Annotated in this window: 9 protein-coding genes; 5 read left to right on the plus strand and 4 right to left on the minus strand. The window is 59.7% G+C overall.

Going from position 1 to position 12,556, the window contains the following annotated elements:
* Window positions 1-4 precede the first annotated feature (4 nt).
* From ASF94_RS11340 to ASF94_RS11355, 4 genes are read right to left on the minus strand one after another with little or no spacing between them, the layout of a single operon-like run.
* On the minus strand, window positions 5-1,246 hold the full coding sequence (locus tag ASF94_RS11340; protein WP_082493192.1) for a Wadjet anti-phage system protein JetD domain-containing protein: 1,242 nt from the start codon (window positions 1,244-1,246) through the stop codon (window positions 5-7).
* Window positions 1,221-4,577, minus strand: a complete 3,357-nt coding sequence (locus ASF94_RS11345) for an ATP-binding protein (protein ID WP_056666003.1) — start codon at window positions 4,575-4,577, stop codon at window positions 1,221-1,223. Before ASF94_RS11345 ends, ASF94_RS11340 begins: the two co-directional genes overlap by 26 nt.
* Window positions 4,574-5,302 (minus strand): DUF4194 domain-containing protein, encoded by a 729-nt coding sequence (locus ASF94_RS11350; RefSeq protein WP_235505339.1) that lies wholly within the window; start codon window positions 5,300-5,302, stop codon window positions 4,574-4,576. Before ASF94_RS11350 ends, ASF94_RS11345 begins: the two co-directional genes overlap by 4 nt.
* Entirely contained in the window at window positions 5,286-6,749 is a 1,464-nt protein-coding gene (locus ASF94_RS11355; protein ID WP_056666007.1) for a DUF3375 domain-containing protein, read from the minus strand. Before ASF94_RS11355 ends, ASF94_RS11350 begins: the two co-directional genes overlap by 17 nt.
* A gap of 232 nt (window positions 6,750-6,981) precedes the next feature.
* Between ASF94_RS11355 and ASF94_RS20815 the strand changes: the two genes are divergently transcribed.
* The 5 genes from ASF94_RS20815 to ASF94_RS11370 all read left to right on the plus strand — a co-directional run bounded on the left by ASF94_RS20815 (window position 6,982) and on the right by ASF94_RS11370 (window position 12,555).
* Window positions 6,982-7,812 carry a YafY family protein gene (locus ASF94_RS20815; RefSeq protein WP_235505340.1) on the plus strand — a complete coding sequence of 277 codons (831 nt, stop codon included), beginning with the start codon at window positions 6,982-6,984 and terminating at the stop codon, window positions 7,810-7,812.
* An 80-nt stretch (window positions 7,813-7,892) separates the two neighbouring features.
* Window positions 7,893-8,096 carry a hypothetical protein gene (locus tag ASF94_RS20820; protein ID WP_082493264.1) on the plus strand — a complete coding sequence of 68 codons (204 nt, stop codon included), beginning with the start codon at window positions 7,893-7,895 and terminating at the stop codon, window positions 8,094-8,096.
* Window positions 8,093-10,150, plus strand: a complete 2,058-nt coding sequence (gene zorA / locus ASF94_RS11360) for an anti-phage ZorAB system protein ZorA (RefSeq protein ID WP_056666010.1) — start codon at window positions 8,093-8,095, stop codon at window positions 10,148-10,150. The genes ASF94_RS20820 and zorA overlap by 4 nt, the downstream gene beginning before the upstream one ends.
* A 3-nt stretch (window positions 10,151-10,153) precedes the next feature.
* On the plus strand, window positions 10,154-10,864 hold the full coding sequence (locus ASF94_RS11365) for an OmpA family protein (RefSeq protein ID WP_056666013.1): 711 nt from the start codon (window positions 10,154-10,156) through the stop codon (window positions 10,862-10,864).
* Window positions 10,861-12,555, plus strand: coding sequence for an EH signature domain-containing protein (locus tag ASF94_RS11370; protein WP_082493195.1), 1,695 nt, complete (start codon window positions 10,861-10,863; stop codon window positions 12,553-12,555). Before ASF94_RS11365 ends, ASF94_RS11370 begins: the two co-directional genes overlap by 4 nt.
* Window position 12,556 lies beyond the last annotated feature (1 nt).

Consider the following 12,556-nt stretch of genomic DNA (forward strand, 5'->3'; position numbering starts at 1 on the left):
TTATTCAGACGGTCTGTATCTTCGTTCGTTGCGATGGAACCGAGGCCAATGGCTCCCGGACTTCACGCTGGCGTCCGGAGATTGCCTCCATCAACGTAGCCAGCGCGGCGCACCACTCCAACCGCTCCTGCTCAAGTCGCACACGACCACCCCAGGTGCCAGCCCGCAAGTGCTCATAGATAGACTTTTCCTCTGCAGTCAGTCTTTCGAAAGCCCCATTGGCACACAACGCCGACTCTTGAACCCAGAGTGACCGATGTGCCAAAAGCGTTGCTTCGTCCATCAGAACGGACCGAATTTGAGGAGCAGCCTTGCGGGCGCGGTCCAGGATTGCAAAGCCATGGGAGTCGATATCTCCCCAATAGACCACGTCAGCACTCTGCAACCAGGGAAGCGCTCCCAAAGCGCTCACCGCATTTCCGAGCTTCATGACGAGCACGGTGTTCGCGACATCTGGAAGCGCCAGCCCTGTTTCGAGGTTCTCGACAATCACGACAGCTGCCGGAGAAATGGGCAATCTGCCAAGCTCCCCTACCGGAGCCTCAATGTCCCCCAGACCCCCGACGAGGCTGCGCAGCGTCGGACAGAGCAATCGGATGCGCACTCGATGAGCAGGCTTCTTGAGGCCAACCAACGCATGAAAGTCACCGCCCTCATCTCCAGTCCCGCGTATCGCGCGAAGAAGACCTGCCACGAGCCCCGTGCGCTTCTCCAACCACTTTGTATCCAGCCCCTCCACCGGAAGTTGCCGTAGATACAGGCCCGACGCCGGATTCGCGTTCAACCACGCCAGCAGCCCCACCAAGCGTTCAAAGTCCTCGGCAGAATAGTCCGCAAGCACATCGAATCGAGAAGCCAAGGCATTGCCCTGCGCAAGCACCGGCCACAGCCTCGACAGGCGTTGATATCGCTCGCAGGCAAGTTCCCAACGCCTGGACTGACCGACCGCATCCGCCACGACGGCAGCGCTTTCAAAGCTCAGCCGACTGGGGAGCCGGTGCCTTCCGAACCTCGCAAACTGACGTTCTTCGAACAGAACCTCCCCTGGACCAGTCCGCGACTGCCAAGCGGCCGCCCACGCCCTGACCGCAGAAGCGTCCTCCGCGATGTCCTTGTCGGTTGGGACACCCAGCGTCACGACCAGCGGCCAGGCTCCTTCTCCGGCCAGCCAGTTCTGATGCTGGTTGTTGAAGCGACGAATCAGGAAATCGCGTGCGGCTTCAGGAGACAGTAGCTTCTTCGACATTGCGCACGTCCTGGCTCAGTTTCAGTCGATGAGACTCACTGTCGTATTCGATTGGAATGACCGCCGACTTCTTACGGTCCTTGATGTGCACAAAGCATGCGCCGCCGATGAACGGCTCCAGCGTCATCACCGACTTCAACGGCGTCGCCACAATCATCTGGAACCCGAAGGTCTTGAAGATATTCATGGCCATGGCCGTGAACTCCGCATCCGCCTTGTCGAACGCCTCATCCAGCACCACGGTGGAATAGCGGGGAAGTGCCCTGTCCTGGCCGCCAAGCTGGTATCGAAGCGCTGCGGCCAAACAGGTTGCAGCCAGCTTTTGACGCTGACCACCAGACTTGCCGGCCCCACTACGGTAGACCTCAACCTCCAGGTCGGCCTCGTCCAACTCCCGGGCAACGAACTCCACGTGTTGCCGCACGTCGAGCACAAGACTCCGCCAGTTCTTGTCTACCGTTTCCTGGCTCGCCAAGCGCTTTACGAGGGCTGCCAACGCCTTGAAGCGCTCCTCGGCCAGGTCGCGGTCGTTAGAGAACGAGTGGCTGAGCGATTCCTTGAGGCTCGCCCGGAACAGGCGCACATCCTCGATAGCCTTGTCCGTCGTCTCGATGACGAGGTGGGTCCCCGGATTGAATGGCGCCGTCTGCAGGCTTTCATTGACGAGCTCCATGCGCGACCGAATGGCCGAGCGCTCCTCGTCCAGCTTCGTGGTGAGCAGCGTGAGGTTCTGGTCGCTCTGCTCCCGCAAAAGACTGAAGAACCGGTCCTCGAACGCTGGCAGGTTGTCGTCCTCCAACCGCTTGAGCTTCGCCAGATAGTCCTCGGCGCTCTCGAGCGTGGCATCCAGGCCGCCAGCCAGCGCAGGCCACAGCCTATTGAACTCCGCAAAACGCTGCACGATTGAGTTGCGAAGGTCTGACAACCGGCTTTCCAGTGCCCGGAGTTCCGCGTTCAGGCCGCGCTCAACCAAGTTGGTCACATGGTCGAGACTCTCCAAAGTGACCACTTTCTCCGTGGCCTCGTACCGGACACCAATCTGCTCGGCGAACGCAGGCGGGCGGTCTGAAGTCGGCCACAGCCGGGCAAGCTCTTCCAGCTTCCCTTTCAAACGGTTGATGTCTGCGGCAATGGATTGCCCTTTGCTATCTTCCGTGTTCTTCTTACCAACAGCCAGGGAATGCACGCCTTCTTGCTTCCCGATGCTGTCATTCAGCGCTGCAAGGTCCGGACGAGCCTCACGCTCAGCCTTCAACCGGCTGGTCAGGTCGTTGATGCGCGTCAACAGCGACCCAACATCCACATCGTTCCAAGTCAGGTTGGACAAGTTCTGGCAGTGCAGCATCTGCGCTTGCTGGGTTTCCTCCTCTTTCCCAATCTTGCGAACGGTCTCTTCCAACTCACTGATGCGACCGCCGATTTCCGCAGCCTGCTGCTTGAAGAGTGCCAGCTTTTCCTTGTTGTCGAACCCCAAGACCCACTGATTTCGGTCGTTGACCGAGTGGCGGTCATTCTTCTCATGCCGCATCGTGCTGTGCTTGACCTGCCCCTCCCGGGTGACCGCACGCGAAGCATTGCGGAACGCCTGCAGGGTGTCGGCGCACTCGAAGTCGAAGGAATGCTTGAGCTCCTCCCGGACCCAGTCCCCGAAACTACCTGATGCCATGTTGAGCTTGCGCACCAAGGAATTGGGTCCAGGGGACCGCCCCGAGGTCTGGGGTATGGTTCGGAAGTACACCAGCCGTTCACCGATGTTCCGCTCATTCAGATAAGCCGACACTGCAGAGTAGTGCTTCTCGTCCACGAGGATGGACCGCGCAAAACCACCCAGGACACGCTCGATGGCACCACGCCACGCCGTTTCCTCGGCTCGCACCTCGACCAGTTCGCCGACAAACGGCAGCTTCTCTTCGGGAATCGACAGGTCCCGAGCCATGCGCTCGCGCAGGTCGACCAGCCGTGCCGGCAAGTTCGATTTCTGGCGCTCAAGCGCCTTCACCTCAGCGACGACCTTCAGGAAGCCCTCATTTGCCCTACGCAACTCATCCTTGACACCGTCTTTCCGTTCCTCGACCTCGTTCTTCAAGTCGCGGGCCTTCAACACCCGCTGCTTGGCGGCTTCGACACGCTGAACAAACCACACCACGGAATCCGGGACAGCCCAGCCCATGGCTTCGCATGCCGCTGCGGCCTGGTCGCGCTTACCGATACGGATGGGCTTTTCAAGTTCAGCGGCCTTGATGTCATCTTCGAGCCGGACCAGGACGTCGGCCCCCATGTTGAGCTTCTGCCGTTGAAGGTCCGTCAGCTTCTGGAACTCGTTTTCGACAATGGACGCGAGGCGCAACGCCTCCTGCCTCGACCCCTCCCTGTCCACTTCGAGTTCGGCAATGCGCTCATCGAGAAGAAGCTTGCGGCGGTGTTCTCGATATTGGTCAATGGCGGTCTGTATGGCCAGCAAGCCATTGCTTTCAAACTTTGTCCGGTCCAGTTCCCCATGTTCTTCACGGGCCGGGACCAGCGTCTGAATTTGCTTGCGTGCAGCAACAACCTCCTGGTGCGCCTCGTTGAGCTCACCGAATTCATTGACCAGGCTCGCGGCGATGCCGAAGGTTTCGGGCTCATCCAACATGAAGTCCCGCAAGAACACGTTGAGGTCGCCCAAGTTCTTGGCGGACTGCGTCTTGTGCAGCAAGCGCAATGCACGCTCGTTCTCGATGCCCAGCAGCCGGCGAAAACGCTCCTGGTAGGCGCTGAACTCCGTATGCACCTTTGCATCAGGCAAGTCGTGCTTGAAACGTCGAGCATCGAACTCGTTCTTCGCGAAGAACTCCAGTTCCTGAACATCAAACTCCCGTTCAAGCGTCAGGTACACACGCTTGGCATCACCCGGGGCGGTCGAGTTTCCCTTCACCCACAGAACTTGGGCAAGCACCACCACACGCCCCAGTTCATCACGGTAGGTTTCCGCGATGGCCGACCACGTCGTGCCGCTACGCAGGTACTGCGACACATATTCACCGGCCTCGCCGGTCTGCTGCGCCCAAGCCCCTCGAAGGTACGTCATGACGCTGCGGTCCCGGCCATTGCGCTCGGCCTCGCGCGCCGCAACGTTGAAGTCCACCCATTTCGGAGGCGTCAGCAGTGCAGCATGCGCATCCAGGACCGTCGACTTGCCGGAACCCGATGGGCCGACAAAAAGATAGCCTTCTTTCGGAATGGGAAAGTCGAAGACATTTGAGAACGTTCCCCAGTTGAACGTTTGAATCCGCGCGAGACGGAATTGGTCACTGCTGCCGCCAAGCAGGTCGGCTTGAGCAAACGGGTTCATTGGGCTTCCTCCTCATCTGCGGGCTGTTCATCGTCATCACCATCAGCTTCCACGTTGGAACCGACTCTGCCAGGGGAGACAGCCAAAGTGGCATACGTGCGCGTGAGCTCCTGAATTTCCTCGGCGGAGAACAGGAGCTTGAGTGTTGGCGAGACCTCGTAGCGCTCCCCCGACCCGCGTATGGACTGCAGCAGGCTCAACTTCTTCGCCTTGTCGACCGCATTGACGACCTGTCGTGCGAACTTGGCGTGGTCGGGGTTGTTCTCCTTCTCGAACACCGCCAGATGTTCATGCATGTCTTCGCGCGACACGACCGCCCGCTCGCCCTGCGCATCGGCCTGTGTCAGCCGCTGCCGCAGGAAAAGCAGCAGCGCCGTTTCCAGGAATGTGAGCGAAGCCTTGCGCAACAAGATAGGAACATCCAGGTCTTCAGAGACGACTTGCCTCGTGAAGGCAACCTTCTGCTCATGGTCGATGACGACTTCAAGGAAGAGGTCATGCATGCGCGAACGGATGGCGACCTCGTCGCGCAGCAGGACTGGCCAGAGCTTCGACTGGCGCCGGGCGTCTACCGAGGGACCGAGAAGGAGTTGAACCAGGACCCGTCGGGTGTCGATGGGCAATGCCCCCGTATCCCCTTGGAAGGTCGCAGCTTCGGTAGCAGCAGAAACTGCCGCCGCATCGTCTGCGAAGGACTCATCCATCGCGTCAGTCAACGAGTTCAAGATAGCGCTCCCTCATGAAATAAATAGTGGGAACCTTGGCGCGGCGCTGCACCTCGTCGTCCCCTTCCCAGACCACCAGTTCTGTACCGTCGGTCACTTCCCCATGCTTTGAGCCCAGGGCGACATAGCCAACAACACTTCCCAAACCCTGTTCCGCGGGGTACTCAGCAAGGACCTGTGCGATAGACACCTGAGACTGCCGCTCCAAGATGGCCCGCACATGGGCTTTGAGCGTTCGAAAGTCGATTTCCGATTGCCGAACCAGCTCGCTCACCGTTTCGAGGTCCAGTTCGGACGGCTCGGCCGCCTGCATCGAGGAGTCGGTCACGCGCTCCGCAGGGTCAAACAGCGCCCACTGGGACACCGACCTGATGCGGCTGCTGGACTGCATGAGTTCGAAGCCCAGCTGTTCGTTTGGCCGCACGTCGTCCTTGGCGCTCAGCGCAGCCTGCGTCGCCGCTTTGAGGAGGCCATGTAGCCGGCGGTGCTCCAGGAATTCCCGGCTCTGGACAAAGCTTTTGAGGCTACGCGCGAAATGCTGCAGGACATCGTGCACCCCTCGTCCTTCGTTCAACAAGGCCCCCGTCAGTCCCAACAAGAATTTGCGCTCCTGCGACTCTAGCTGTCGCGCGAAGGGCCGACCAGTCACCTCATCCAACGACTCGCGGAGCGTCGCGGCCTGCTCGCTGTCCGTCAGCAGCCGCCAGAACGCATGGAAAGTTCTGCCAGCATCGCTTTCACCAATGAGGTCTACTCCGGCAAAGAGCTGCTCCAGCACATCACCACGGCTCCCTTCGTTTTCCATCAAGCTCTGACGAAGACCTCTGTTCAACCTCTCGAATTCATCACGAACGCTTCGGAAGTCGGCCGCGAGTTCTTGTGCCAAGGCGATGACTTCGCGCGCCCGTTCCACTGCGCGGTCCGGGGCAAGCGCTTTGACCCCACCGCGTTCGACCTCGGCAATCGCCCGGTCAATGCGGTCGCGCTCGGCACGCAGGGCTGCCAGGCGCGATTGCGGATTGGTATCGGTCTCCTCCGCCAGCCGTGACAGCTGGTGAATCACGACGGACAGCCGGCTCTCCGTCGCAGTGGTACGAGGCTTCAAAAGCCCTGTCACAAAGCGCAGTGCCGTCAGCGCGTCAGCCGACAGCTCGTACTCCTCTTCGGAAGCCCCCGCAGGAAATCGACGCGTCAACCACCCCTGACTGAGCCACTCTGCGACATATGCCTGCGGCGTTTGCGGAAGCTCCTCCCCAACAGCCCGCAGCGCTTCGATGTCCCGGGTCAAGCGTTCATGAAGCACCGAACTTGGAAGCGTTTGCCCGGATTCCACGAACAGGGACTGCAACATGGCAATCACGACCGGCCCCTTGTTGGCGGCCAACAGGCGCCACAAGGGTTGCTCACGAAGATTACGAAGGGCGGCCGCGCCGCGTAGAGCTTTCATGCCACGTCCCTGGCAACGTCAAACCTGCTGACTTCTCCCACAGAGACCTCCAAGGTTGATGTCCAATGCCGCCAGCATACATCTATTTACTATTCGCGTCTATTTTTTATTCTCGTCTAGTTTTTGTACCCATGAGACAATTCGAGGGATGACACAGCCAGATGCCAAGCCGCCAACCAAAGCGGAACAAGCCCCCGGTCGCTCCTCTGGCCGGTGGAGCCAGGACCGCCGCTTGGAATTCATAGACTTCCGACTGCGCTGGGACGGCCGACTCAACCGTAGCGACCTCATGGAGTTTTTCGGTATATCCGTACCTCAAGCGTCGCTGGACATCGCCAAGTACACCAGCCTGGCGCCAGGCAATCTCGTGTATGACCGCAGTTCTCGGGTCTACACGGCGCCTCCTGAATTCCAGCCCCTCTATCCCTCCAGCGATGCGAGTCGCTTTCTGAACGAACTCCTGGAAAACAGCGCAGGACTGCGGGCTGAACAAAGCAGCTTTCTGGCCTGGGCCCCTCCAGTGGCAACCGTACCGGCACCCAGTCGGAATTTTCGGACCGACGTTCTGCTCGCGCTATTGCGCGCCATCAGGGAAGGGACGGCTATCCGCGTGCAATACCAGTCCATGACCCGTCCACAGCCGACCTTGCGCACAATTGCGCCGCATGCCCTAGCCCATGATGGGTTTCGCTGGCACGCGCGCGCGTTCTGTCATACGCGCAAGGAGTTTCGCGACTTCGTCATCGCACGCATGCTCGAAGTCACTGGCACCGAGCCAGGCATAGCCAATCCGGCAGAAGACTCGGAATGGCACACCATCGTCCCGTTGGTTCTGATTCCTCACCCCAAACTATCTGAATCCCACAAGCGCGCAATTGAGCTCGACTTCGGCATGGAAGATGGACAGGTGGAGTTCCATTGCCGGCGAGCATTTCTCTTCTATGCGCTACGTCACCTTCGGCTTGAACTGGCTGAATCCGCCAAGCCCGAGGCACAACAAATCGCGCTTAGGAACCGTGCGGAAGTCGAAGCCTTGATGCCAGGATTCGTTCGACAGACATAGCAATTTCCCAGCTTTTACCACTTCCAGAAACCATTGGATACATGTATGGTGGAGCTCTATACAGCCGGGAAGAGCCCACCATGTCCGAGGGAAAGAACGTCTCCGTAAGTTTTCGCGTGTCCGCGCGCTTCAAAGCGTTGCTAGAAGCCGCAGCAGCACGGGAACGACGCTCCCAAACCAACATGCTGGAGATGCTCTTGTTCCAGTACTGCGATGCGCATGGCATCGAGGCTCCCGAACTCAAGGCTGTCAACGGAACGCCGGTGGAAGGGCCGACTAAGTGAACTTGCAATCCATTCTCGCGACAGCTCCAACGCCCGTCCTGGCTACGGGAGCCGTGCTGGCATTCCTCATCTTGGTCTTCCTGACGGTCTTTCTCGTTCCGGGCGTCCTCCACTGGAATCGGCTGAGGGCTATCCAGAAGGACATCCAGCGTTTTGACTCCAAGAACTCCGCCTCGGAGTTCAAGAAGGTCTTTGCGCGAGACCGGCGGCTGGCGCACCTCTGGAAGGAGTACCAAGACTCCTTGCACATCCAGCGCGAGGAACGCGATGGCCAACTCACCGTCATCGCAACCCGTGCAACAGCGCCCGCCGAGTTGTACTTCAACAGCCAGTTCGTAGTCGACAGCCGGCTTCGCACGGAGTTCTTCAAGCACCTCCCTGGCCTGTTCACCGGCATCGGCATCATCGGCACCTTCAGCGGGCTTATCGAAGGCCTGCGCCAGTTCCAGGTCAGCGAGAACGCTGCCACCGTTCGGGATAGCTTGCAGTCGCTCATGCACCTCGTGGGTGAGGCGTTTCTTGTCTCGGCCGCAGCCATTGCCGCAGCAATGCTCGTGACGTTCATCGAGAAACTGCTCCTGGCCTCCCTCTATCGCCGTACCGAGGAAATCGCTCATGACATCGATGCGAGCTTCGACTCTGGTGCAGGGGAGGAATACCTGTCGCGCCTCGTACGCGCCTCCGAGGACTCCGCCAGCCAGTCCAAGATTCTCAAAGACGCCTTGGTCAAGGAGCTGGGTGAACTGCTTCGAGAGCTGACCTCCGCTCAAATCACGGCATCGAAAGACGCCCAATTGCAGCTGGTCGACCGCCTGACCCAGACCTCGAAAGAGCAAGTCGACGCGTCCAGGGAAGACAACAAGGCACTGGGTGCCACCATTGCAGAGAGCATCCAACAGAGTCTCCAAGGTCCTCTGCAAGACATCGCCAGCACTGTCAAGGCCGCGAGCGGCGACCAAAGCGCTACGGCTGCACGCATGCTTCAGGACGTCATGGCCAGCTTCAGCCAGCGCTTGAATGACCTGTTCGGTGGACAGATTAGCGGTCTGAGCGACCTCAATCAGCAGACAGCCAAGAGCATCCAGGACGCCGTCGGAACCCTGCAGACGCTCGTCGCCAACATTGAAGAATCCAGCCGCCGTTCCACGGACACGATGGCCGAGCGAATGGCCCAGGCGATTGAGAAGATGGAGGCACGGCAAGAAGCGATGAACGCCCAGTCCGCGGCTTTCATCGAGCAAATTCGGCAACTCGTTGCATCGTCGCAGTCAGAGACGAACACCAAGCTTCAGGCCACACTGGAAACCATCGGAACCCAGGTGGCGGGCATGCTTGCCACGTTGAACGACTCCCAGGCTGCGGTGTTCGAAAGCAATCGTGCTCGTGAGCAAGTCATGGCGGACCGCACAACCAGTGCCGTCAACAGCATGTCCGAGTCGGTCGAGGCCGCCATCAAGGAAATCGGCGTGGCGTCCACGCAGATGGCCCAGAACGTCGCGGTCCTCACCCAAACCACCAGCACCTCGGTCGACAAAATGAATGCCGGTGCTGAGCAACTGGGAGCTGCCTCTCGAAACTTCGCCGCGGCGGGCGAGCGTGTCACCGGCGTGCTCGGACAAGCGGCAAGCGTCACTGCCAAGCTCGCCGAAACATCTGGTGCACTTACAGCCGGGGCCTCCACTTTGCAAGACCTCTTGCGTGACTATCGCGTCCAACGTGATGCAGTCGGTCAATTGGTCGCCGAACTGCGAGAAACCGTCGAGCTCGCCAGGAAAGAGGCCTCTCTCACAACCGACATCCTCGCACGCATCGAGAGTTCGGCGACCCGATTGGGAACCGCTCAGAAGCAGGCCGATGAATATTTGGAAGGTGTCAGCAGGGTGCTCGGCGAAGCCCATACGACCTTCGCCACTGAAGTTCGGCGCACCCTGGAGAAAGCCAACACAGAGTTCCACAACAAGCTCGGTGCAGCCGTCGGCCTCCTGTCCTCCGGTGTGCAAGAGCTGGAGGTGACGCTTGCCTCCATGGGCAACATGAAACCAGCGCGGGTGTAAGCCATGGTAGGGGCCAAGCTTGTCATCAAACGCGGCGGCCGGGATGAGGCGGAGAAGCCATTTTGGATTTCCTTCGCGGACCTCATGACTGCGCTGATGGTCTTGTTCCTCGTGGTGATGGGCGTTGCACTGCTCGCCGTGACGAAGAACGTGACCGAACGCGAGAAGGCGGAAGAACAGCATCGCAAGGACATCGAGCGCATCCTCGAACGGTTCACGGAAGCGGCGAAACGCTATGACGGCATCAAGGTCGACAAGGAGCGTCGCGTCATCGACTTCGGCGACCGCGCCCGGTTTGCCTTCGGTAAATCCACGCTGACGTCGGACCAGGAGAGCGTCCTGAGACAGTTCGTGCCGGAAATCCTCACATTGGCCAATGAAGACCTGGGCAAACGCGTGCTCAAGCGCGTTGTTGTTGAAGGGTACACGGACAAAACGGGTTCCTATCTGAGTAACTTGAATCTCAGCCTGCAACGCAGCCAACGGGTTCTGTGCACGATGTTTGCGACCAGCGGCACTAACGTTCTGTCGGCTCCGCAGAAGGAGGACGTCCGAAGCCTCTTTCTCGTCGGTGGCTACTCCTTCAATGCGGCCAAGGAAACCGACGAAGAAAGCCGCCGGGTAGAAATGCGGATGGAGTTCCTGGGCATCAACGAGCACCGAGCGCCGGCGCCGGTCGAGTCCGGAAACTTCGGAGAGTGCGCCCTGCGATGAGCCCACTCGACCATCTGGCTTCGCTGCTACGGACCGGGACCGAGGAAGGCTCACGCGCGCTGGCGGTTTCCACCGAAATCGACGGCGTACTAGTAAGAATACGAGACAACGCCAAGGGACCTGCCCGGCAGCCCCCGTCCGAAGAACAGCAACTTGATGCTGTGAGAAGGTTCTGGCACAGCCAAGAAATCGCATCTTTCCGAGACGCCTACTTGCTATCTGGGGGGCTCTGCCTACCGCACAAGCCGAGTGGGCCTTGTGTCCTGGAGGACCGCCCTCGGCTGGAGGCGGTGCTGAGTGGAGTCGATAACTGGTCCGAGCGTCCGAGCGCCTTCCGTCGCTGCTATCAGGGGTTGGCTAAAAGCTACTTCACTTACGACGCGTTCGGGGACAACGTACGCGCGACGGCCCGCAACAACTGGAAGCTGCTGCGCGAATATCTGCACGACAAGAACGGCCTCATCAAAGACCAGCACATCAATCCAGGCTGGGTAGCCACCGCTACCGGCAACAGGCAACTGTTCGGGGAGAGCCCCTGCGCTCCCTATATCGATGAGTTGCTGCGGGGCGATGCCAGTGCTATTGACCATCTCTGCGCAGAACTGGGCATCGCCAAGGCTTCCTGGTTCTTGCGCGAACTTGTTCTCGCCCAAATCCGCGGAGCGACGCAGCTGAGCGATAGCCAGTTCAAAGGCCTGCTGCCCCGGATGCTGGAGCTCCTCGCAAACAACGATGTGCTGCGAGACCGTGGTCTCGTCATGCTGCTAGACAGGTACGTGAAAGTCCCCGGCATGCATCTGCAGCAGAACCTGCGGGACTGGTCAGTGCTTTGGTGGGGAAATCCATGGCTCCCCTCCAATGAAACCCGTTGGGGTGGCGTCGTGCCCGAAGCACGGTCCATGGTCTCCGATTGGCTCAAACTGGAGTTCATCGAGACCTTCTTCACCAAACTGGCTGAAGATGGCCTGGGTGACCGCCGTCGCATGGAGTTCTGGAAGCGCTACGTCAAGGCCATCGACAACATCGAATTCGCCCTTGGGTCGACGGCGAGGAATGCCCGAGACCGGGACTTTGTTGCTCTGCGCAAGAAGATGGATGGGCTCATTTGTCATCTCGATGCATCGGGTAGCAACAACGCCTTCATCATGCGGATGGGCGACCTGGTCGCCGTCGAGTTCAGTGGCATGGGTAACGCCCTGTACGGGTACGACGCCCGCAGGACCGTTCCATTCGACACGGCTGAGCCGCTACGCCTGCCGCAGTACGACCACAATTCGCTCAAACAGAAGAACCGCAGCATCCTGTGGCTCAGCCACCAAGATGGCATCAACGGCTGGTCCAAGTGGGAACAGATGTTCGACGCCAAGTTGCGCGAGGAGTTCGGCATCAAGCCCCAGACCGCTGCGACGCGCGTAGCTCGGCCCTCACAACCCTATTCCACTCGAACTCCAGAAGACCTCCCACCGCTCCGAGAGCAACCTGCTGCTGAAGGCGCAGGCGCGGAGGTCCCCCGGCACTACAACCGGTTTGCTTTGAACAAACTGTCCCATCGACTTGGTTTGCGCATCGAAGACAGAACGCCCAAGGGCGGCAGCCTCTGGGTCCTTACAGATGACTCCGACCGACAGGTCTCCGAAATTCTGTCCACCTGGGGCTTCCAACACAAGGCTGGCAAGGGCTGGTGGAGATAAG

Origin of the sequence: Acidovorax sp. Leaf160 (assembly GCF_001424265.1) — a bacterium.
Taxonomy (GTDB): domain Bacteria; phylum Pseudomonadota; class Gammaproteobacteria; order Burkholderiales; family Burkholderiaceae_C; genus Paracidovorax.